Genomic DNA, 20,529 nt, shown 5'->3' with positions numbered 1-20,529 from the left:
GATTGGGTTAAATCATGCTGGATTTTATAGCCCCTTTTTTGGCTGGTGTTATGGTCGAATATTTTCGATCTCGTGGAATCAGTAAATGGAAGGTATTTGCCAGTTCCTTCTTGATTTTTTCCGGACTGTTTACAACTTACGTAATTTTTAGCCCTCCTGGGAAAGGCATTTATATTGGATTGGTGTACGCATTTGTTGTCGGCATATTTTGCGCTATAGCAATGATTGCAACTCTTGGCTTGGGCGAAATTCTCATGAAAAGAAAAAAACAAGGTGATGTAGAAAAGCAAGATTAATCGCCAATATTGAGGCTCCGCCAAATTTGGCAGTGCCTCAATTTCCGTTAAAAGACTTCGGCGGTGACGACTGAAGCATTGCGCCGTATCGGTGAATTCTATGTCATCGAAGCAGAGATCGGGGGCAAGCCCAGCAGCCTTGCTTTCTCGGCGACCACGAATGCCTCCGGCGGCAGCGGATCAAGCGTTCGAATTAATTTCTTGCACAGTTTTGACAAGGCATCTACTTCCGCTTCTCAACCCACCTTTAAAAAGGGGAATGCATCATGAAGAAATTTGTACTCGCAATGACTTTGAGCGCTATCGTTGCCACGCCTGCGATGGCTATGCAAGAAAACGCAGCGCAGTTCGATGACGCGCAACTAATTTTCAAAAAAGATAAATTGCCGTTGGAGCTGGCTCTTCTTTCTCCGCAAGAAATGAGAGATACGGAAGGTGCTGTGATTCCAGTGGCCGTTGCAATTGCAAGTGGAGCAGCTGCCGGCATTGCCTATTGGAGAGGCGCTAATACTCCTAATGTAGGAGGATTGGCTGTCGCCGTCGGTACAGGAGTGGTGGGTGGTGTTGTTGGAGGAGTCATTGGAATTGGGATTGGAGCCGCCGGTGGCTTGTATGCAAGTGAAATCAGACCATCTGGCAAACCTAATCTTGCCTGTACAGGTACGCCATGCATATTGCCTAAATAAATATTTTCTATATATTGTTTTTTTTGGGGAGTCATACATGGAACTAAGTTATGTATGGATTACTGTACTAAATATATGGTTTATGACTTCAGGCGCAAAAAAAATACAAACTACAAAGCATGTTTTTCTCTTTAGCCTGCTAACGGTTCTAATCTTCGTAGCGGTATACCCATTTATCCATTTCCGAGAGGATTATTCGCTGCCTTGGAGATTGTTTTTTGGATTTTTGAACGGATTGTTTGTGCTATTTCTTGGGAATCTTGAAAAAATTTATTCTTGGTTAAAGCGCGATCAAACAGGTAAATAAATGATTGGCGTATTTTGCGCTGCGGTAACGATTGCTACTCTTGGCTTGAGCGAAATGCTTGCGAAAAGAAAAAGCAAGATAGTAAAGAGAAGCAAGATTAATCGCCAAGATTGAGACGCCGCCAAATTTGGCAGCGTCTCAATCTTCATTAAAAGATGGAAAAAAGGGAATAAATTTGCTATGGAATATCTCGGGCCATTAACGACTGGACTCAGCATTTATTTTTTCACAGCCGTCATTCCAAGGGCAAAGAAAACAAAATATTTTCCTGCAACTTGCATAGCAACGGTTTTATTGTTTACGGGTTTGTTTTATTGCGTGATAGAGCACAAGTATGAAATGCCGTGGTCGATTGTAATTGGCTTTTTTTACGGCTTATTCGTGCTTTTGATGGGGATTTTTGTTGCTGACGACAAGAGCAAGAGCGAAAAAAAATCACGTGAATGAAAGACTCGATATCGTGAGCACCGATAGGCGGTAAAAAAAATAGCGCTCAATCTCCCGCGATCACCTTGCTTAGCACCCGCTAGAATTCTGCCGAAGAATACTTGGCGCGCTCGAAAAGAACGAGCATGGTGGTGGTCGTCCCGATTGGCATCGCTGCTGTCATTCAATTTTATTGCGCCGCCGCCCGAAAGACGAGGTTGATCTGCCGGCGAGTTGATGTCGGGATATTTTCCTGAATTAATCAACCCACATACGACACGGAAAAATATGGGGAAGAGACATGAGTAAGCTACCGTCTTATAGAGCGTCTCCCAGAAAAATGAGTTGGGCGTACAGCATGCTGCTGTGCCTCAATGCCAACTGCGCTTTGTCCTCAGAAGCAGTGCAAGTCAATACTGTCAGCGCAAACGGCAGGCTTCCCATCCGCAGTTGGAAAACCTTGCGCGATGCGCGCATCGTTAAGCAAAATTTCGACTTCTCCTGCGGCTCTTCATCTATCGCCACCATTCTTAATGAATTCTATGGCCAGCGCGTCAGCGAGGAAGCTGTGCTTGACGCGATAGACAAAGGAGATTTGCGGGCCTCGTTTGACGACATGGCCCGAGCCCTGTCAAAGTTCGGTTTTCGCGCTGTCGCTTACTCTGCCTCATTCGAGCAACTGACAAAGCTGAAAATGCCGGTCATCGTCTATCTCAAATATCGCAAAGACGATCACTTCTCTGTTTTACGCGGCATCGATGCCGATACCGTTTGGCTGGCGGATGCTTCGGTGGGCAATCGCTACCTCAGCCGCCACCAATTTCTTGCGATGTGGGAGACCAGGGATACGAGGACGCTCAAGGGAAAGATTCTGGTTATTTTGCCTCATCAAGCTGATGTCCTCACAGCCGAAGATTTTTTTACCAACCATCCAAGAAGGCCAACGGCGTTAGCGACATCTCTGCAGTTGCAACGCAATTTGCCCCCTTGATATGCGGGTGTGACCAAGATAGCCCGAAGTCACGAATGATGCGGCGATCAATAAAAAATTCAACTAAAGGAAAGAACGATATCCATGTGCATTTTGCAAAGAATATGGCGTTACCTCCCGATACAAATATTCACTCTTTTAGTGCTGTGCATGACTGCCACGGTTCCCGCAGCGGCCGGCGCATTGCCTATCCAAAGTTTCTTTGATCACCCGGCTCTCAGCAGCGCCCAGTTATCTCCCAATGGCCGTTACGTAGCGATGCTAGTCCCGGCCAAAGATAGCTATGTGCGCCTCGGCGTGATGGATGTCACTGAGCACGTACCAAAAGTGCTTGCCAGTTTTGACGATGCGGATATCAGTCAGTTTCACTGGGTAAATAACGAGCGCCTGGTGTTCGAAGCTGGCGATCGGTCTGTCGGCGCCGGCGATCAGCACCAGGGTTCCGGTTTGTACGCAATCAACCGCGACGGAAAAGAATTCAGGCAATTAGTGGAGCGTTCTTTCCAGTTATTGGCGGCGCGCAGCAGCAACACATACAATGTCTTGCCTGCCAACACCTATTTTTGTGCAGCCATCCATGACTCCGACGATATTTATGTCTGTCAGTTTGACGTAACCTGGGGACGCGCGAAAGACCGTTCGGTAAAGTCAGAAAATCTGCTGCGCCTCAATACCAAAACGGGACGTTCTACCATTGTCGAACGTCCTGGCGTGACCATTGCATGGGGAATCGAGCGGCACGGCGAGCCGCGTACCGCTACCACGATTGATGGCGACCTGGAGTCGGTTTTCTATCGGGATGCAGACCAGAAAAAATGGCGCAAACTTGCGGAGTTCAATACCTACGCCGGGGCTGGATTCATGCCGTATTCTTTTGGGCCGGACGGCAGCATGTACGTGCGTTCCAGAAATGGCAAAGACAAGGCATCGCTGTATCGCTACGATCTCGGTAAAAACAGCATCGATCCGGAGCCGCTAGTCTCGCTCAAGGATTATGATTTTTCCGGTTCCATTATTCATAACGACAAGAAAATCCTTGGCGTGCGTTTCGAAACCGATGCTGACGACACCAAGTGGCTGGACCCGGAAATGCAGGCGATACAGAAAACGGTCAATGAGCTGCTGCCGTCGACGGTCAATCAGATCAGCGTCCCTTATCGCCCGGAGACGCCATACATGCTGGTGCAATCGTTTTCCGATATCCAGCCTACGGTGTACTTCTTGTATGACAGCGCGTCAAAAAAGCTGGCGATGCTAGGGAGTTCCATGCCCCAGATCGATCCGCAGCAAATGTCGCCTAAAGATATGGTGCGCTATAAGGCTAGGGACGGCTTGGAAATTCCGGCTTACCTGACCATGCCTAAGGGCGCCGGCAAGAAGAATCTGCCGCTTGTGGTGCTGGTGCACGGCGGCCCTTATGTACGCGGCGGTTCGTGGCGATGGAATCGCGAGGTGCAGTTCCTGGCGTCTCGCGGCTACGCGGTTCTGGAGCCGGAATACCGGGGCAGCACGGGCTTCGGCTGGCGCCATTTCAAAGCGGGCTGGAAACAATGGGGGCTGGCCATGCAGGATGACATCGCGGATGGCGCCAAGTGGGCGGTCGCGCAGGGCGTCGCCGATCCGAAGCGGATTTGTATCGCTGGCGCCAGCTACGGAGGATACGCTACGCTGATGGGACTCATTAATGACCCTGACCTGTATCGTTGCGGGTTCGAGTGGGTGGGAGTGACCGACATCAACCTGATGTACGACGTCAGCTGGAGCGATACTTCCAATGAGTATCTGAAATACGGAATGCCGCTACTGGTCGGTGATCAAGCCAAAGATTCCGCGCAATTGAAAGCTACCTCACCGCTGGTAAATGCAGCACGCATCAAACAACCCCTGCTGCTGGCATATGGCGGTGCTGACGCACGGGTTCCTCTTGTACACGGAACCAAATTCCGCGATGCCGTGAAAGCGACAAATCTCGACGTCGAATGGATCCAGTATCCGGAAGAGGGACATGGCTGGCGGCTGCAGAAGAACAATGTCGACTTCTGGAGTCGGGTCGAGAATTTCCTCGACAAAAATATTGGCAAGCAATAGCCTTTATGAAAATTTTCTAGGCGCCGTCAATCAAGGCGCTCGAATATCATTCATCAGCGCCACCGCGCGCGGATCGGGCGGCGGCGTCAGCAGGCTGACGACGACCAGCGCCAGCAAGCTGGCCGGCACGCCAAAGACGCCGGCAGCCATAGGCGCGATGTGGAACCATTGGCCGCTGACCGAGCCGCCGAGCGCCGGATAGGTATGCAGCATGTAATAGATGCAGGTGCCGAAGCCGACTACGATGGCGGCAATCGCCCCTTGCTGGTTGCCGCGTTTCCAGAACACTCCCAGCGCCAGCACCGGGAACAAGGTCGAGGCCGCCAGCGAAAATGCCGCGCCAACCATCGACAGGATATCGCCCGGTTTCAAGGAGGCGGTATACGCCGCCAGCAATGCCACCACCAGCAACAGCAATTTGGATACCGTGACGCGCTTGGCGTTGGAAGCATGCGGATCGATCATCTTGTAATAGACATCGTGCGACAAGGCGTTGGAAATCGTCAGCAGCAAGCCGTCTGCGGTCGATAGCGCCGCCGCCAGTCCGCCCGCTGCGACCAGTCCGGAAATGTAATAGGGCAGGCCGGCGATCTCGGGCGTCGCCAGCATGATCATGTCGCCGTCCAGGTTGATTTCCGACAGTTGCACAATACCGTCATGGTTAAGATCGACAATGCTGACGAGCGGATTGCTCTTGTCGAGATTGGCCCAGTACGACACCCATTCCGGCAGATGTGCATAATCCGAGCCGACCAGCGAGGTGTAGATCGTGTATTTCACCAGCACCGCCAGCGCCGGCACCGTGAGATAGATCAGCACGATGAAAAATAAGGTCCAGAATACCGATTTTCGGGTCTCCTGCACCGACGTCGTGGTGTAGTAGCGCATCAGGATGTGCGGCAAGGAAGCCGTACCCAGCATCAGGCAAAACACCAAAGCCAGGAAATTATTCCGTTTGATATCCGATGCCTCCGGAGTAACGCCGGGAAATGGTGTGGCCTGTGGCTGCGGCGGCTCGGCGCGCGCCAGGTTGGCGGCTTTGTCTTGCAGCCATATACGCTCGGCTTCCTCCGGCGTCTTCGGATAGTTGTTCAAGGCGCGATTGGCGGCGCGGATCTCGATCAGGGAACTGTTGTTGTGCTTGAGCAGTTCGAGATGTTGCTGTGCATCTATGCGTCCCTGTTCCCAGGATTTTGGCAAGTCGTGCAGGCGCGCATCGAAGTCATCTGCATTGGCCTTGAATATCGCCCGCACTTCGATTTCTTTCGGATCCGCATCCAGCTTCTTTTCGATGGTGCCGATCTGCGCCAGCACCGAGCCATAGGACAATGGCGCCACCGGGTTGTGCGTATGTACTGTCGACAGCCAGATGACCGGAATCAGATAGGCAAACAGGATAATGATGTATTGCGCCACCTGGGTCCAGGTAATCGCCCGCATGCCGCCCAGGAAAGAGCAGACCAGGATGCTGGCCAGGCCAAGGAAAATGCCGACCGAAAAATCGACGCCGGTAAAGCGTGAGGTGATCAGGCCGACGCCGTAGATTTGCGCCACCACGTAAATGAAGGAAATCACTACTGTGGCCGCCACTGCGACTAGCCGTATGGGATTGCTGTTGGTGTGGCCACGGTAGCGCGCGGCGAGAAAATCCGGGATCGTGTATTGGCCGAACTTGCGCAGATAGGGGGCGATCAGCAAGGCGACCAGGCAATAGCCGCCGGTCCAGCCGATGACGTAAGCCAGGCCGTCGAAGCCCTGCAGGTAGAGGCCGCCGGCTAGGCTGATGAACGTGGCGGCAGAGATCCAGTCGGCAGCGGTCGCCATGCCGTTGAACAATCCCGGCACCCGGCGTCCTGCCACATAGTATTCGGAAACATCCGAAGTGCGGCTCACGATGCCGATGCCGGCATACAGGACAATGGTCGCAAACATGAACAGATAGCCGATCCAGGTGCGCGGCAAGCCTTCTTTTTCCAGGATCGCCAATACCACCAGCAAGAGGACGAAGCCGCCGGTGTACCAGCCGTAATAGCGTACCAGCCGCCAGAAGAAAGATGTATCGTTCATTGCTGCTCGCGGTCCGGCTGGTGTTGATCTATTCTTTTCATTTGCCAGGTATATACCGCGACGATCAGCAGATAGCCCAGCGCCAGGCCCTGCGCCGCCATGTAAAACGACAGCGGCCAGCCGAACAGGCTTACGTTCGACAGCTCGCGTGCAAAAAAGATGACGCAGAAGGTCAGCGCAAACCAGATCAGCAACAGGCCCAACGTCAGCCGTCTGGTGCTTTGCCAGTGACTGGCGGGATGGCGCGGGCGGGTTTTCAGCATACGTATATCTGGTCCGATGATTAATATTGTCGTTAATGGAAATCTGTATTGGATTCCGGCGCCGGGGTTTCCAGCAAGCGAAAGCTGACGCGGAACAGGCTGCCCGGCAATTCCGGATCGGTGCTGCGCGGATTGTAGGAAATCGTCACTTCGGCACCATGTTGCTGGGCGATTTCGCGCACGATCGCCAGTCCCAGGCCGCTGCCGTTACCGCCGCCGCTGCCGAGGATGCGGTAAAAGCGGTGGAACACATGGTCGCGCTCGGCTGGCGGAATGCCGGCCCCGGTATCTTCGACTTCGAGTATTGCCAATCCTGCTGCAGAGTTTTCCACCCCGCCGCCGCGCACGCGGACGGTAACGCGGCCCTCGACCGGCGTGTAGTGCAGGGCATTGTCGATCAGGTTGCCGAGCAGCTCGCGCAACATGAGCGGATTACACAAGACCGGCAACGCTTGATCGGCCTGCTCAAAGCCGAAATCGATGCGCTGGGTGAATGAGGTCTGGACCCAGTCCTGCACCACGGCACGCGCGAATTCGGACAAATCGACCTGCACGAACGGCGCGCTCTCCTGCGACTGGTTCTCCGCCCGCGCCAGCGACAGCAATTGATTGACCAGCCGGGTCGCCGATTCCGAACTCTTGGCGAGTTGCTCAAGTGAGCGATGAATGTCTTGGTGGCTGGTTTGCCGCAACGCCAGTTCGGACTGCATGCGCATGCCGGCCAGCGGCGTTTTCATCTGATGCGCGGCGTCGGCGATGAAACGCTTCTGGGTTTGAATCGAGAGTGAAAGGCGCGACAGCATATCGTTGAGCGAGCCTACCAGCGGCGAGATTTCTTCCGGCACCTGGCCCGAATCGATGGGGCTCAGGTCGTCCGGGCGCCGGGCCCGAATGCGCTGCTGCAGTTCGGACAGGGGCGACAGGCCGCGCGACAAGGCGAACCAGATCAGCGCCAGCGCAATCGGCAGGATCAGGAATTGCGGCAGGATCACGCCCTTGATGATTTCATTCGCCAGCCGGGCGCGTTTTTCCAGCGTTTCTCCTACTTGCACCAGCGCCAGCCGTGGCGGCTCTTTCTTGCCGGCAGCATCATTGCCGTCGATCGCATTGCGCAGATCGACATAGGTATAGGCGATACGCACATCGCTGCCATGCACGGAACTGTCCAGAAACCTGACCCTGCCCGGATGCAAGGGATCTTCTTCCGTCACCGGCAAATGCATGTCGCGGTCGCCGTCGATATATTCGCCATGCGGACCGGTGATCAGGTAATAGACAGCATCGACATCGTCGGCGCGCAGGAAGTCGCGCGACGGGTTGGTCAGGCGCGTCACTACCTTGCCGTTGACTTCGCTGACCTGCTGCGACAATACCGTGACGCTATCGTCCAATGCCTGGTCGAAGGGCTGGTTGGCGATCGATTTCGCGACGACATAGGTAATCGCGATGCTGATCGGCCATAACAGCAGCAAGGGCACCAGCATCCAGTCCAGGATCTCGCCGAACAGTGAGCGCTGGACCCGCTCTTCGGCGTGTGCGGCTGCTTTGGTGGACGAGCTTGGCTGCGCAGCCAGGGATTGAGCGTCGCGCATGGGGCACGCTTAGCGGCGGCTGGAAGAGTCGACCGGAGAAAGCGGCGCGGCGGAAATCACCGAACTGGTTTGCGGCTCGTTGATTTTTTCCAGGCAGTAGCCAAGACCGCGCACCGTGGCAATCCGCACGCCGCCGATTTCGATTTTCTTGCGCAAACGATGGACATACACTTCGATGGCGTTGTTGCTGACTTCTTCGCCCCATTCGCACAGGTGATCGACCAGCTGTTCCTTGGAGACCAGGCGGCCAGTGCGCTGCAGCAACACTTCCAGCAGGCCGAGTTCGCGTGCCGACAGATCGAGCATCTGCTCATTGATATAGGCTATCCGCCCGACCTGGTCGTAACTGAGCGGACCGTGCTTGATGACAGTGGGACCGCCGCCGGCGCCGCGCCGGGTTAGTGCACGTACTCGCGCTTCCAGTTCGGACAGCTCAAATGGTTTGGCCATGTAGTCGTCGGCGCCCAGATCCAGTCCTTTTACCCGCTGCTCGAGCGAGTCGGCGGCGGTCAGGATCAGTACCGGCAGCCGTGAATTGCGGGCGCGCAGACGGCGCAACACTTCCAGGCCGGTCATTTTAGGCAGGCCCAGATCAAGGATCAACAAATCGAAATCCTGGGTCGATAGAGCCGAATCCGCTTCCACCCCGTTCATCACGCAGTCGGTGGCATAACCCGACTGGCGCAGCGAACGCGTCAGTCCATCGGCTAAAACACTGTCGTCCTCGGCAAGCAAAATGCGCATGATGGTGCTGTTTCCGTGTACGGTGGGTGAAAGGTACTGCTTGTAGTCTATGGCGTTTCATTCTTTGCAGCAAGGCCGACTGCAAAATTAGCGCTGCTGTTTGGTATAATCATTGCCACCTAATCCGGCCTGAATCCGTTTCCCTACCTTGATGCAACGTTTACTGATTTTTTTGCTGATATTTCTGCTGCCTATGCAAGTCTTTGCAGGCATGTCCGAATTTCAAGCAAACACGCAGGCAAACGTCGTGGCGACGCTGGCGTACGCGGTTCAGCAAGATGATCATCAAGAGCTTAAGCAAGCTACGCCAGCCTGCAAGGCTGACAGCGCCGATAGCGCCGATAGCGATTGCAGCTCGCAGGACAGTGCTGTGGACGATATCGAGATGCATGTCGATCTTGGCGATGAAACGGTGCCTGCTGTTCCCCTTGTATTTGCCGCTGCGGCAATGGCTTCAACACCGGCGCCAAGCAACGACAAAGCGCGCCAACCGCCGTTCCTACCCCCGGCCGGACCTCCGCCGCGAGCCTAAGCGCCTTTACGCCGCCATTGCTATTGCAGCTGGCGGCAGGCGCCTTCCTATCTGCCGGGCAAGCTCCCGGCGCTTCCATCCATTCACGATGCTGATCGGCAGGCTGATGCGCGTCTTGCATCTGGTCTTCATTCCGGGCCGGTTCAGCGTCATGGCATAGCTGCGAAGTTTCAAAAATTAGCGGTCCGTATGTCCGTATTTCCGCATGCGACCGTGATTGCATCAAATCTCAGGAGAAAATATGAAGAAATTATTCGTGGCGCTGATCGTCGTAGTCATGACCTTGTCAGCCGGTATGTCGACCGTTGAAGCCAAGCGCATGGGCGGCGGCGCTTCCTTCGGTAAAAAATCGCAAAGCATGAATCGCCAGGCGGCGCCGGCGCAGAATCAAGCCGCCAATGCCGCCAAGCCAGCCGCGGCAGCTGCCGCACCGGCCGCTGCTGCAGCCGCCAAACCCAGCATGTGGAAAGGCATGCTGGGCGGCGCCTTGCTGGGCTTGGGCCTGGGCGCGTTGCTGTCCAGCATGGGCCTGGGCGGTGCGATGGCCGGCATGATCAGCAACATGATCATGATCGCCTTGTTCGCATTTGCCGCCATGTTCATTTACAAGCTGGTACGCCGCAAGATGGGCAACGGCAACAACGGCATGCGGCCTGCGTTTGCTGCTTCGGCGCCATCCAGCTTCACGCCGGAAATCGCTTCGCGTATCGATCAGCCTATGCAACGTGCGGCGTTTGACGCTGCACCTGCAGCGGTGGGTGCCGGAGCCGATGCTACCGGCGTTGGTGGCTGGGGCGTGCCTGCGGACTTCGATGCTGTCGGTTTCTTGCGCCATTCCAAGACTTATTTCCTGCGTCTGCAAGCCGCGTGGGACAAGGCCGACAGCAACGACATCCGTGAATTCACCACACCAGAGATGTTTGCCGAGTTGCGCATGCAACTACAAGAGCGCGGCGCAGCGGATAACCATACCGATGTCGTGACGCTGGACGCGGAATTGCTGGGAATCGAGACTGCCGATACCGAATATCTGGCGAGCGTGAAGTTCACCGGCATGATCAAGGAAGACGGCGCGGCCGTTGCGGCGCCGTTCGCCGAGGTCTGGAACTTGTCCAAGCCAAGCGCAGGGCAGGGCGGCTGGATACTGGCGGGGATAGAGCAAGTGGAGCAAAATAGCTGAAATTAGCCTTCAGCTAGTCGCAACTCAAAAGCCGCCGGCGAGAAATTGCCGGCGGCTTTTTCTTTCGATACACGCTACTAATGGCACAATACGGGGTTTTCAGGATACCGCTAAAGGAATTTCAATGAGTTTGCCCGCGATTTTGTCAGCGACAGCCCCAGGTTCCGCCGTGATTTTGACCGGCGACCGCCCGACCGGCCCCCTGCACCTGGGCCATTTCGTCGGCAGCTTGCGTAACCGCGTCGCCTATCAGCACACTTATAAGCAGTTCATCATGCTGGCCGACGCCCAGGCCCTGACCGACAATATGGATGACACCAACAAGGTGCACCGCAATGTGATCGAAGTAGCACTCGATTACCTGGCAGTCGGCATCGATCCGGCCCTGTCGACGATCCTGATCCAGTCGCAGATTCCGGAACTGGCGGAGCTGACTTTCTATTACCTGAACCTGGTCACGGTGGCGCGGCTGGAGCGCAATCCCACGGTCAAGGAAGAAATCCGCCTGCGTGGTTTCGAGCGCGATATTCCGGCCGGATTCCTGACTTATCCGGCCAGCCAGGCCGCCGATATCACGGCTTTCAAGGCGGTGCTGGTGCCGGTAGGCGAAGACCAGGTCCCGATGATCGAGCAAACCAATGAAATCGTGCGCCGTTTCAACCGCACCGCCGGCCGCGACGTGCTGGTCGAGGCCAAAGCCCTGGTGCCGGAAATCGGCCGTTTGCCGGGTATCGACGGCAAAGCCAAGATGAGCAAGTCGCTCGGCAATACCATCAACCTGGGCGCTACTGCCGATGAGATCCGTGCAGCGGTCAAGCAGGTGTACACAGATCCGCTGCATCTACGAGTGCAGGATCCGGGTCATCTGGAAGGCAATGTCGCCTTCCTGTATCTGGACGCATTCGATACCGATCAGACCGGTCTGGCGGAGATGAAGGAGCACTATGTGCGCGGCGGTCTGGGCGACAGCCTGGTCAAGGCGCGCCTGGAAAGCTGTTTGCAGGATTTGCTGGCGCCTATCCGTGCCCGCCGTGAAGAGCTAGCCAAGGACCGTGGCCACGTCATGCAAATCTTGAAAGACGGCACCGCCAAGGCGCGTGAGGTAGCGGCGCAAACTGCCGATGAAGTCAAAGCAGCGCTAGGTCTAAGCTACTTCTAAAGCAGTCATTTGGGGTCGGAGTTTTTTTACGACAGTTTTATCGTCGTAAATTACTCTGACCCCAATTGACGGGCTACGGAGTACATGCCGTTGCATGCGACGAGGTTTCATCGTTACTTAAAACGTTAGCTACTCCGAGGCCACATTGGGCAACGTCCCAATGCGGAATTCACGTCAAAAGCAACTGCAACGTCAAAAGCAACATCAACAACCGCGCTGATAGTTACGGCCCGATCCTGCATCAATTACCAGCTCGCTGCCTGTGACAAAGCGGCTGGCATTCGACACCAGATACAAGATCCCCGCCGCCACATCCGTGGCCGAGCCACTACCCGCCAGCGTCCGCAACTCCGCCCTGTCGGTCAGCATCTGGATCAGATCGCCTTGCTCGCGCATAGCCGCAGCCAGCGCTGGCGGCCGCACTACGCCCGGGTGGACGGAGTTGATGCGGATGTTACGCGAGGCATATTTCATCGCGTTCATATTGGCGCTCCGCAGTGCCGCCTTCGCCACATGATCAGCCGCGTCCTCCCGCTCGTCGTTCATGCTGCACAACGACAGCACATTGACGATAGAGCCGCCGCCGGATCGTTCCATTGCCGCGATCACGTGTTTGGTGCACAAGATGCTGCCGTGGACATTGAGTTGCATAGCCCTGTCCCATTGCTTTAGCGAGAGTCCCCGCGCAGACGGATTGTCGGCATCGACGCCGGCGCTGTTGACCAGAATATCGATGCGGCCGAAGTAAGCTTCGATTGCCGCCATAACCCGTCGCACCGCATTGTTGTCGCTGACATCGAGTTGCCAGAATTTGGCCCGCCCCTAAGCGCTGCCGAGCAACCTGGCAATGGCGTGTCCTTCCTGCTCGCACACGTCGAGAATGGCCAGCCGCGCACCGGCAGAATACAGTGCGCAGGCGATATGCAACGCCATGCCGCGCGTCGAACCGGTAATCAGGGCGACTTTGCTTTTGAGTGGGAAGTAGGCGCTGATAGGAATCATGGCGGTTGAACCACTACAATTTGTTTGGTCAGAGGCCTACTGTTGGTTCCGTATTTGGTAACGGTACCGAAAATGTTGAGTGCATTCGATATTGTTGGCTCGTTAGTTTGGTTTGTGGCGGGAGTGATGTTCTCAGTCGGAACCTTTAAAAACTGGCACCTTCTTAGCCGCAATATCGGCTACCGGTCCAGCCCTTGAACTTGCGCGTTGAATGACTGCTTGCAGGACTTGCGAATGTCGCTTGTGGGTCGAAATCAACGTGTCGCGGCCGCCTCAAAACGGCCAGAAACGGGCATCGAGCAATGAAACAGCAATGCCCGCTTACGACTAGAAAGCCGACAGTCCTTTCAAGCCTTCGGCGGCTCCGCCAAGAAACGACAGACGAGTACACCGATAGCTGCGCCAATCAACTGTGCGACCACGAATGCCGGGACATTTGCAGGAGAAATTCCTGCAAATGTATCACTGAGCATCCGTCCAAAGGTCGCAGCGGGATTGGCAAACGACGTGGATGCCGTGAACCAGTAAGCCGCCCCGAAGTAGCACGCCACCATCGCAGCCACGCGTGACGCTGGAGCGCGCAGGATGACAAGCAGCAATTATTCCGACCAATTAAAGTCGAAAACTGGGCCATAGTATCCATGCGGGTTCCAGGCCATGGAAATTCAGTTACATATTGTCCAAAGTCGAAAACTAACCATTTCGATACGTCGGGATGCAGCCACAACCTTGGTCCGGCCTGTGGGGTGTAAGATGGTTCATACGATGGCACAATTTCACAGATAACCAGAAAACGGTCGTGTACCTACTAGCAGATAACGGCGAGACATGCAGGTCTTTCTTTTCTTTGTGATAGCAGGCTGCAACTTGTAGTCAGTCCACTGACTGCCTCATACTGCTGGCGTCCGGCGATCTGTCATTGCTGAAGGTCGCCAATTCCACATCCTGCAATGCCAAAACGGAGAACTGAATGGAACTGCGCCATTTGCGCTACTTCATCGCTGTTGGTGAGCATGAAAGTATTCGTATCGCGTCGCTTAAATTGCATATTTCCCAGCCTGCAGTTTCCCGCCAGATTCAGGACCTGGAAGATGAACTGGGAATCACGTTGTTCGAGAGATCGCCGCGTGGCGTGAAGCTGACCCGGGCCGGGCAATTTTTTATGCAAGAGTCGCGCCGACTGGTTGAACAACTGGAGTCCACGGTGCGTGACGCGAAGTTGATTGCGCAGGGATTGCAGGGACATCTGCGCATTGGCTTTGTTGAAAATACAGGATGGGATTCTTTGGTGCCAGAGGTGTTGAATCAATTTCAGCAGGGTGCCCCTCGGATAAAAGTTGAATTTCTGGCGAATAATTCGCCAGAGCAGCTCAATCATATTGCCTCAGGGACCTTGGATGGCGGCTTCGTCTACCTCTTCGAGCATCTGGATAATAACCTTAAGGCCATACCACTCGCGCTTGATAATGTCATGCTGGCCGTGCCGCGCCGATGGGGGCTGGGACATCGAAAATCGGTGAAGGCCAGTTCCTTGTCGTCCAGACCGTTTGTGACGTTTCCTCGCTCAGTCTACCCTGCCTACTATGACCGTCTGATCGCGGCCAGTGCCGCGGCCGGGCTGACCATGAACGTTGTGCAGGAGGCCTCCACGGAGGTCGCCATCCTCTCTCTCGTATCCGCAGGGATTGGTGCGGCCATCGTCAATGGCAAGAACCAGGCTCGACCGCCAGCGATGGTGCAGTTCATCAAGCTGTCTGATATCTCGATCAAACTGCCCTTGGCCTTTGTGACGCAGGTCGAGCCTGAGAACCCGGCGGTGTCGCAATTCATCACTACCCTCAGGCAGGTGATGACTTCCTCTACTGGACCGTGCGCGGACTAAGGACATGCTGCAATGGCTTCTACCTCAATTAACGCCTCAGGAAAAAGTAGCTCAGAGACTAATGTCGATCGCGCCGGACGCACATGATTCAGGATCTGTGCATAGGTCTGATTGAACAAGTCAAAATCGGTTGCGCGACGTAACCACACCGTGGTCTTGATCACATGCTCCAGTTTCAGTCCGTTCGATTTCAATATGTTTTCCAGATTCGACATGACTTGCTGCGTTTGTTGCTCAATGTCTCCGGCAATCTGCCCTTGCGCATTGCGTGCCAATTGTCCTGATATGAACAAAAGGTTCTGGCTTTTTGCCACAGGAGAGAGATGAGGTCCGGCTCTCATTGCGGCTTCTCCGTTTGGCATGATGATTTTTCGGCACTTGCAACGGCCTCCCAGGCGTACCCACTTCCTTGGCGACTTAAATGACCGAGTCCGGGAAAGGCAATATGCGCGCCACCAATCAAGGTGTTTTCATCTGCAGCGCTAGCCAATACTTTCAGCCGTTGTCGTACCGCAGCAGGTTCGTCACTGTCGAACTTGATCGCCACCTCCGGGTGCGCCAGCTGGATCTCTTCGCTGTGCACCAGATCACCCCACAACAGCAATTTCTGTCCCTCGCTCTCAATCGCATACAGCGTATGCCCAGGTGTATGTCCAGGTGCAGGAATGCTGCGAATCCCCGGAAACAGGATAGTTTCGCCCTCGAAGGTCTGCACCTGAGCCGCGTCCAGATAAGGCTGCAATGAGGACCGTCCTTGCGGGAATGAATGTTTGCGATGTGCCGGGGCTTTTTCTTCCTCCTGCAGGTCGAACCAATAGTTGATCTCGGCCGCTTCGACGTAGACTTTGGCGTTCGGGAACGTGCGCTGACCGTGCTTCACCAGTCCACCCGAATGATCGGCGTGGACGTGGGTCAGCAAGATAGTGTCGACTTGCGTGGCCGCATAGCCGGCAGTGCGCAGACTATCCTCAACCAATCCCCCTGCATTGGGGCCAAAGAGATCGCCCGATCCGGTATCCACAAGGATCAGATGTTGTTCTGTACGAATCAGAAATGTATTGATAGAGATGGGAACTCGTACCGTTTTGCCGGCCTGACGCAATAAGCTTGTCGTCTGTTCCGGGCTGATGCCTGTCAGCAGTTTTTCAAACGGCACTTCCACCGCACCGTCGGAAATCGCGGTCACTTCCAGCGCCCCCAACTGGAAGCGAAAGATCTCAGGCCGTTGTGACGGCGACGTCAGTGCCGCAACCGGCGCGACCACACCGGGATTGAATATCGACGAGTGGTACATGCAAAGACAAAAGGAATGTAGTCTCATGATTCAAGCAGAAAGTGACAGTGTTTTCATTTAATCAATCGCCAGACGGTATGGCGACCCGAGTGGATGCCTTCCAATACAACACGGCACTCAGTAAAGCTGCCAGGCCACCGACGCCGGACAGCGCCCAAGACAAGCCACTGAGCGGGTTAGCCAATACATCGTTGATCCGGCCAACCAGATACGGGCCAAGGCTGCCGCTGATAGCATTGGTCAAAAAGACCAGTAGCGCGATAGCACGACCCCGCATCCTGTTTGGCAACGCGATCTGTACCGGCACTGGGGCCAGCGCCATGATGATGCTGGCCGCAAATGCACACATCCCGTACAAGCCGAGGGTTAACCAGAGCTGCCCCACCAGTGGTGCTGCAAATGCCGCCGGAATCAACACCGTAGCAGCGCCACTGGCGATCACCAACACCTTACGCAGGGCCTGATCGTCACGCACGCTGCCGACCAGAAAGCTGGCACTGATCACACCCGCGATACCGCCCAGCATGTACACCGGCCCAGCGATCTTGCCGACGGCACTGGGCGCCAGCCCGTATTTGCGTATCAACAACGTTGGGAACCAGGCAGAGTGGGAATAGAACAAGGTAATCAGAGCAACATAGCCGAGGAAGTAGGGCACGATAAAACGATGCGTTACCCACAATTCATGGATTACCTGGCGCATCGGCGGCACTTCCTCACTGGCAAGCGTATCAGGTCCCCGGCGCATCGGTTCACGGATGGTCAGAAAAACCAGCAATGCCAACAACAACCCGGGAAGACCAACGACAAAGAAGGCTAGTTGCCAGGCGGCAATGCCGAGTTCTGTCAGCCAGAGTTGTGAGCTTGAACTCTCCGTCCAGCCCAGCAACAAGCCGCCGCCCATCAGTGCGACACCGCCGCCGATATAAGGCCCCAGCATGAACATGCTGGTCGCCCGGGTCACCTTGCGCGGGCTGAACATGTCGCTGAAGATCGAAATTGCGGCGGGACTCAATGCAGCCTCAGCCACGGCGGTGCCAGCGCGCCAGACCAGCAACTCAGCAAAGCTGTGCGCGGTACCGCACATCGCCGTGGAAATCGCCCAAATCGCCACGCAGGCAGCGATCAGCCGGACCCGGTTGGAACGATCCACCAGTTTGGCCACAAAAACGCCCATCGTTGCATAGCAAAGTGTGAAAGCCACGCCCTGCAACATGCCGATTTGCGCATCAGACAAGGACAGCGATTGCTTGAGCGGCTGCACCAGAATGCTGACGATCTGTCGGTCGATGTAAGAAAAAACGAAGCAGACAAATAAGGTCAGCACAACGTAACCGCCGAGCCAGACAGACTCAGCCGATACGTTGGCGTCTGCTTGTTTGCTCTGCGCAGTGGTGAAAGTAGTCATGGGTCTCCTCTCCGGATAGCGGATGATTGGTACTCAGGACCAGTTGGTCTCAGAGGCGAGTAACGCAATGCAGTCGCCCGGCTCAACACCGGCGAAAGAACGCAGACACACCACACAACCACTGCTCTGGAAATGCAGTGTCAGTGGTGCCGTCCAGGGAGCATGCGGATCAAATAGGCGTCCAGCCACCTGGCCTGCCTGCACTATCTCACCCAGCTTGACGCTATGTTCAAAAATACCGTGTCTGGGCGCAAACAGATAATGTCGGGCACCCTCAACACGGATCAGGCGGGTCGCTACTGCCGCAGGTGCGTCGACTTCCTTGGTGAGACCTGCTGCGTGAAGGAATCGCGCCAATCCTTGTTCGACGATGAGCAGTCCATCGGGATTACAGCTGCCAAAGCCACCGAATTCGCCGCAAAAGAAAAGCTTGCCCTGCCGTGCCACGGCGGCACCATACGTGCGGTCCTCGCCAAGCAAGTCCATGATCATCGTATGCGGCGCACCGAATGCGTCGACCAGCGTCTTGTACTGATCCTGCTGGCGAGGATCTGCCGGCAGCGCGGCTAAAACGGTAGGCAAGTGATTGAATGACGCGCCCCCGGCATGCAGATCAAAGATCAGATCGACCAGCGGGAATAATTCAGTATCGACATAGTGGGCGATCATTTCGGTGACCGAACCATTGCGGGTACCCGGAAAGACCCGGTTCAGATTTGCCCGATCGATGGGCGAGGTTCGGGTACCAGCCAGAAATGCCGGAAAATTCAGTGCGGGGATCACAATCAATCGTCCCGAGATAGTCATCTCTGGCATACGTTGCGCCAGTTTCATGAGTGCAACAGGACCCTCGAATTCATCGCCATGATTCCCGCCGGTCAGCAAGACGGTTGGGCCCGCGCCAGCGTTCAGGACGGCGATCGGAATGGGAATGTGGCCGTAGGCCGAACGATTGTGGGAATACGGCACCCGCAGCGTGCCCGACTGAAAGCCAGGACGGGAAAAATCGATATCGGTGGTAATCAGAGAACGTTGTGTAGGCACGGAAATCCCAATTAGTGAAGTCATGGCGATGAACAGGTGGATCATCGCGCTGGCATCAGTATTTGTGAAAAGCCCTACACCTTCAAATACCGTTTTATGAGGCCTGTGATGCTTCATATGCATCACTGATTTAAAAACAAACTGAACACAATGGTGTTTGACATCGCTCGCGTGCGCCAGAACTTTGTCGATGCGGCCAAGCTGGCGCGTGACGTTGGGTTCGAATGGCTGGAACTCCATTTCGCGCATGGCTATGTCACTGCTGCGGGCCTATTGAATGCGATGAGCGATGCCATGCTTGACCGCTACAAAAAAGTCCATAAGTTGGTTCGGGCTATTGAGAAGAAATAGGAAGTAACTGCGACTGACCGGTCTCCTTTGTACAGCTGACGCAGTGTCTTAACCTGTCGTGTGGCTGCAATGGGTCGTGTGCTGCCTGTCACGCTCCTCAGCCGAACGTCCGGTAAAAGTTGTGGATTCAACCGGCGGATGCAACAGATTGATGGAATCGTTCGGCAGCTCGTGGTCGATTTCAGTCTTCGCAGAGAATTTAGTTTCAACCAAATCTGAGTCTGAACGAATATCCCTTAGTTACCGCTCGATACCGGACGTATTTGCCGCCATCCGCCCCTGCTCAGGAAACAATTGCCCCAACACCCCCCGCAACCACCGATTAGCTGGATCAAGCTCGGCATTCTCATGCCAATACAAATAAACATCCAACGGAGGCGTCGGCAGCGGCAGCGGATGGATCCTGTTCGGCAGATTGATGTTGGCGATGTGGGCGTAGTGCTCCGGCATGGTCGTCAGCAGATCCGAAGCGCTGACTACCTGGCAGGCCGCGTAATAATGTTGGCAGCGCAAGCCGACATGGCGCTGGCGGCCGATGCGCGCCAGTTCTACATCTTCAACGCCGGGGCCGGTGCGGCGCGAGGAAACCAGGATGTGGCTCTGCGCCAGGTAGGTTTCCAGATCCAGCCCATCTTGCAGCGCCGGATGATCCTGGCGCGCTACCACTACCAGCGCATCGCGCGACAAGGGCGCGCTGCGGATTTCCCCGGGGCGCTGCAGCAAGACATCGACGGCAATGTCCAGCGTGCCGGCCGCCAGTTCGGATTCCAGTTGCCGCCGTTCCACCCGCACAGAATTGATTTCCACCATGGGCGCCTGGGTTTGCAGCAGTCGCATCAGCGGCGGCAGCAGCCGCGCTTCCAGTACGCCTGGCAGGCCCAGGTTGAAGCTGCGGCGGGTGCTGGATGGATCGAATTGATTGCCGTGTTTGACGCTGACTTCCAGCGTCTGCAGCGCTTGCCGCACCGGGCCGATCAGTGACCGCGTCATCGGTGTCGGCAGCATGTTGCTGCCTTGTCGGACAAACAAGGGATCGCCCAGCAGTTCGCGCAGGCGGGCCAGGGCGTGGCTGACTGCCGGCTGGGTCAGGCTGAGGGCCTTCGCTGCACGGGTGATGTTGCCTTCTGCGTAGATGGTGTCGAGCACCACGAACAGATTGAGGTCGATGCGGCTTATATGCATGAAATTAATTATCGTCTATATAAATCATTCATTTG

At 55.4% G+C, this 20,529-nt stretch carries 20 protein-coding genes and 3 pseudogenes; 11 read left to right on the top strand and 12 right to left on the bottom strand.

Going from position 1 to position 20,529, the window contains the following annotated elements:
• Nucleotides 1-14 precede the first annotated feature (14 nt).
• The 6 genes from BLV81_RS10265 (at nucleotide 15) to BLV81_RS10240 (ending at nucleotide 4,794) form a co-directional block, all read left to right on the top strand.
• Nucleotides 15-296, top strand: coding sequence for a hypothetical protein (locus BLV81_RS10265; RefSeq protein ID WP_092355265.1), 282 nt, complete (start codon nucleotides 15-17; stop codon nucleotides 294-296).
• Nucleotides 297-359: 63 nt separating this feature from the next.
• Nucleotides 360-566, top strand: coding sequence for a hypothetical protein (locus tag BLV81_RS23625; protein WP_143036320.1), 207 nt, complete (start codon nucleotides 360-362; stop codon nucleotides 564-566).
• Entirely contained in the window at nucleotides 563-982 is a 420-nt protein-coding gene (locus BLV81_RS10260; RefSeq protein ID WP_092355262.1) for a hypothetical protein, read from the top strand. The genes BLV81_RS23625 and BLV81_RS10260 overlap by 4 nt, the downstream gene beginning before the upstream one ends.
• Before the next feature lie 487 nt (nucleotides 983-1,469).
• Nucleotides 1,470-1,736 (top strand): hypothetical protein, encoded by a 267-nt coding sequence (locus BLV81_RS10250; RefSeq protein WP_092355256.1) that lies wholly within the window; start codon nucleotides 1,470-1,472, stop codon nucleotides 1,734-1,736.
• Nucleotides 1,737-2,073: 337 nt separating this feature from the next.
• Nucleotides 2,074-2,706, top strand: a complete 633-nt coding sequence (locus tag BLV81_RS10245; protein WP_255365107.1) for a C39 family peptidase — start codon at nucleotides 2,074-2,076, stop codon at nucleotides 2,704-2,706.
• 150 nt (nucleotides 2,707-2,856) lie between these two features.
• The gene (locus tag BLV81_RS10240) at nucleotides 2,857-4,794 is read left to right on the top strand and encodes an alpha/beta hydrolase family protein (RefSeq protein WP_255365105.1); all 1,938 of its coding nucleotides are present in this window, start codon (nucleotides 2,857-2,859) and stop codon (nucleotides 4,792-4,794) included.
• Nucleotides 4,795-4,824: 30 nt separating this feature from the next.
• On the opposite strand, the gene BLV81_RS10235 is transcribed toward BLV81_RS10240, so the two are convergent.
• Genes BLV81_RS10235 through BLV81_RS10220 form a run of 4 tightly spaced genes read right to left on the bottom strand, consistent with a single transcriptional unit; the run spans nucleotide 4,825 to nucleotide 9,460 of the window.
• Entirely contained in the window at nucleotides 4,825-6,861 is a 2,037-nt protein-coding gene (locus tag BLV81_RS10235) for a sodium:solute symporter family protein (RefSeq protein WP_092355248.1), read from the bottom strand.
• Entirely contained in the window at nucleotides 6,858-7,124 is a 267-nt protein-coding gene (locus tag BLV81_RS10230) for a DUF4212 domain-containing protein (protein WP_092355245.1), read from the bottom strand. Before BLV81_RS10230 ends, BLV81_RS10235 begins: the two co-directional genes overlap by 4 nt.
• A 32-nt stretch (nucleotides 7,125-7,156) precedes the next feature.
• Nucleotides 7,157-8,716: a sensor histidine kinase gene (locus BLV81_RS10225; RefSeq protein ID WP_092355242.1), complete on the bottom strand. Its 1,560-nt coding sequence runs from the start codon at nucleotides 8,714-8,716 to the stop codon at nucleotides 7,157-7,159.
• 9 nt (nucleotides 8,717-8,725) lie between these two features.
• The gene (locus tag BLV81_RS10220; RefSeq protein WP_092355239.1) at nucleotides 8,726-9,460 is read right to left on the bottom strand and encodes a response regulator transcription factor; all 735 of its coding nucleotides are present in this window, start codon (nucleotides 9,458-9,460) and stop codon (nucleotides 8,726-8,728) included.
• 211 nt (nucleotides 9,461-9,671) lie between these two features.
• On the opposite strand from BLV81_RS10220, the gene BLV81_RS10215 reads away from it, so the two are divergent.
• The 3 genes from BLV81_RS10215 to trpS all read left to right on the top strand — a co-directional run bounded on the left by BLV81_RS10215 (nucleotide 9,672) and on the right by trpS (nucleotide 12,331).
• Entirely contained in the window at nucleotides 9,672-9,992 is a 321-nt protein-coding gene (locus BLV81_RS10215) for a hypothetical protein (protein ID WP_255365103.1), read from the top strand.
• 241 nt (nucleotides 9,993-10,233) lie between these two features.
• Nucleotides 10,234-11,172 carry a Tim44 domain-containing protein gene (locus BLV81_RS10210; protein ID WP_092355233.1) on the top strand — a complete coding sequence of 313 codons (939 nt, stop codon included), beginning with the start codon at nucleotides 10,234-10,236 and terminating at the stop codon, nucleotides 11,170-11,172.
• 124 nt (nucleotides 11,173-11,296) lie between these two features.
• Nucleotides 11,297-12,331 (top strand): tryptophan--tRNA ligase, encoded by a 1,035-nt coding sequence (gene trpS, locus BLV81_RS10205; protein WP_092355230.1) that lies wholly within the window; start codon nucleotides 11,297-11,299, stop codon nucleotides 12,329-12,331.
• A gap of 204 nt (nucleotides 12,332-12,535) precedes the next feature.
• Here the strand turns inward: trpS and BLV81_RS10200 are convergent.
• The 3 genes and pseudogenes from BLV81_RS10200 to BLV81_RS10190 all read right to left on the bottom strand — a co-directional run.
• A pseudogene (locus BLV81_RS10200) lies at nucleotides 12,536-13,138 on the bottom strand (SDR family NAD(P)-dependent oxidoreductase); the annotation flags it as partial.
• 15 nt (nucleotides 13,139-13,153) lie between these two features.
• Nucleotides 13,154-13,333, bottom strand: a complete 180-nt coding sequence (locus BLV81_RS10195) for a Rossmann-fold NAD(P)-binding domain-containing protein (protein ID WP_092355224.1) — start codon at nucleotides 13,331-13,333, stop codon at nucleotides 13,154-13,156.
• Nucleotides 13,334-13,680: 347 nt separating this feature from the next.
• A pseudogene (locus BLV81_RS10190) lies at nucleotides 13,681-13,932 on the bottom strand (aquaporin); the annotation flags it as partial.
• A 371-nt stretch (nucleotides 13,933-14,303) separates the two neighbouring features.
• On the opposite strand from BLV81_RS10190, the gene BLV81_RS10185 reads away from it, so the two are divergent.
• Nucleotides 14,304-15,215: a LysR family transcriptional regulator gene (locus BLV81_RS10185; protein ID WP_092355221.1), complete on the top strand. Its 912-nt coding sequence runs from the start codon at nucleotides 14,304-14,306 to the stop codon at nucleotides 15,213-15,215.
• Here the strand turns inward: BLV81_RS10185 and BLV81_RS10180 are convergent.
• The 4 genes from BLV81_RS10180 to BLV81_RS10165 form a co-directional block, all read right to left on the bottom strand.
• Nucleotides 15,212-15,577 carry a RidA family protein gene (locus BLV81_RS10180; protein WP_255365102.1) on the bottom strand — a complete coding sequence of 122 codons (366 nt, stop codon included), beginning with the start codon at nucleotides 15,575-15,577 and terminating at the stop codon, nucleotides 15,212-15,214. The two genes, BLV81_RS10185 and BLV81_RS10180, sit on opposite strands and share 4 nt — an antisense overlap.
• Nucleotides 15,553-16,509: an MBL fold metallo-hydrolase gene (locus tag BLV81_RS10175; RefSeq protein ID WP_176992817.1), complete on the bottom strand. Its 957-nt coding sequence runs from the start codon at nucleotides 16,507-16,509 to the stop codon at nucleotides 15,553-15,555. The genes BLV81_RS10180 and BLV81_RS10175 overlap by 25 nt, the downstream gene beginning before the upstream one ends.
• Nucleotides 16,510-16,570: 61 nt before the next feature.
• Nucleotides 16,571-17,917 (bottom strand): MFS transporter, encoded by a 1,347-nt coding sequence (locus BLV81_RS10170; protein WP_092355213.1) that lies wholly within the window; start codon nucleotides 17,915-17,917, stop codon nucleotides 16,571-16,573.
• A 33-nt stretch (nucleotides 17,918-17,950) separates the two neighbouring features.
• Complete coding sequence (locus tag BLV81_RS10165; protein ID WP_176992820.1) at nucleotides 17,951-18,961, bottom strand: succinylglutamate desuccinylase/aspartoacylase family protein; 1,011 nt, start codon at nucleotides 18,959-18,961, stop codon at nucleotides 17,951-17,953.
• A gap of 159 nt (nucleotides 18,962-19,120) precedes the next feature.
• On the opposite strand from BLV81_RS10165, the pseudogene BLV81_RS23620 reads away from it, so the two are divergent.
• A pseudogene (locus BLV81_RS23620) lies at nucleotides 19,121-19,219 on the top strand (hypothetical protein); the annotation flags it as partial.
• A 333-nt stretch (nucleotides 19,220-19,552) separates the two neighbouring features.
• Here BLV81_RS23620 and BLV81_RS10155 read toward each other — a convergent pair.
• Nucleotides 19,553-20,494 (bottom strand): LysR family transcriptional regulator, encoded by a 942-nt coding sequence (locus BLV81_RS10155; RefSeq protein ID WP_092355207.1) that lies wholly within the window; start codon nucleotides 20,492-20,494, stop codon nucleotides 19,553-19,555.
• Nucleotides 20,495-20,529 lie beyond the last annotated feature (35 nt).

Origin of the sequence: Collimonas sp. OK242, assembly GCF_900107095.1 — a bacterium.
Classification (GTDB): Bacteria; Pseudomonadota; Gammaproteobacteria; order Burkholderiales; family Burkholderiaceae_D; genus Collimonas.
Note: the sequence above shows the minus strand (reverse complement) of the source record. Positions and strands in the feature narration are given on the sequence as shown.

Excerpts from the sequence above, each read along its gene's own strand:
- BLV81_RS10265 (WP_092355265.1), top strand. The coding sequence starts at position 15 with ATGCTGGATTTTATAGCCCCTTTTTTGGCTGGTGTTATGGTCGAATAT.
- BLV81_RS10260 (WP_092355262.1), top strand. The coding sequence starts at position 563 with ATGAAGAAATTTGTACTCGCAATGACTTTGAGCGCTATCGTTGCCACG.
- BLV81_RS10250 (WP_092355256.1), top strand. The coding sequence starts at position 1,470 with ATGGAATATCTCGGGCCATTAACGACTGGACTCAGCATTTATTTTTTC.
- BLV81_RS10245 (WP_255365107.1), top strand. The coding sequence starts at position 2,074 with ATGCTGCTGTGCCTCAATGCCAACTGCGCTTTGTCCTCAGAAGCAGTG.
- BLV81_RS10240 (WP_255365105.1), top strand. The coding sequence starts at position 2,857 with ATGACTGCCACGGTTCCCGCAGCGGCCGGCGCATTGCCTATCCAAAGT.
- BLV81_RS10235 (WP_092355248.1), bottom strand. The coding sequence starts at position 6,861 with ATGAACGATACATCTTTCTTCTGGCGGCTGGTACGCTATTACGGCTGG.
- BLV81_RS10230 (WP_092355245.1), bottom strand. The coding sequence starts at position 7,124 with ATGCTGAAAACCCGCCCGCGCCATCCCGCCAGTCACTGGCAAAGCACC.
- BLV81_RS10225 (WP_092355242.1), bottom strand. The coding sequence starts at position 8,716 with ATGCGCGACGCTCAATCCCTGGCTGCGCAGCCAAGCTCGTCCACCAAA.
- BLV81_RS10220 (WP_092355239.1), bottom strand. The coding sequence starts at position 9,460 with ATGCGCATTTTGCTTGCCGAGGACGACAGTGTTTTAGCCGATGGACTG.
- BLV81_RS10215 (WP_255365103.1), top strand. The coding sequence starts at position 9,672 with ATGTCCGAATTTCAAGCAAACACGCAGGCAAACGTCGTGGCGACGCTG.
- BLV81_RS10210 (WP_092355233.1), top strand. The coding sequence starts at position 10,234 with ATGAAGAAATTATTCGTGGCGCTGATCGTCGTAGTCATGACCTTGTCA.
- trpS (WP_092355230.1), top strand. The coding sequence starts at position 11,297 with ATGAGTTTGCCCGCGATTTTGTCAGCGACAGCCCCAGGTTCCGCCGTG.
- BLV81_RS10195 (WP_092355224.1), bottom strand. The coding sequence starts at position 13,333 with ATGATTCCTATCAGCGCCTACTTCCCACTCAAAAGCAAAGTCGCCCTG.
- BLV81_RS10185 (WP_092355221.1), top strand. The coding sequence starts at position 14,304 with ATGGAACTGCGCCATTTGCGCTACTTCATCGCTGTTGGTGAGCATGAA.
- BLV81_RS10180 (WP_255365102.1), bottom strand. The coding sequence starts at position 15,577 with ATGCCAAACGGAGAAGCCGCAATGAGAGCCGGACCTCATCTCTCTCCT.
- BLV81_RS10175 (WP_176992817.1), bottom strand. The coding sequence starts at position 16,509 with ATGTACCACTCGTCGATATTCAATCCCGGTGTGGTCGCGCCGGTTGCG.
- BLV81_RS10170 (WP_092355213.1), bottom strand. The coding sequence starts at position 17,917 with ATGACTACTTTCACCACTGCGCAGAGCAAACAAGCAGACGCCAACGTA.
- BLV81_RS10155 (WP_092355207.1), bottom strand. The coding sequence starts at position 20,494 with ATGCATATAAGCCGCATCGACCTCAATCTGTTCGTGGTGCTCGACACC.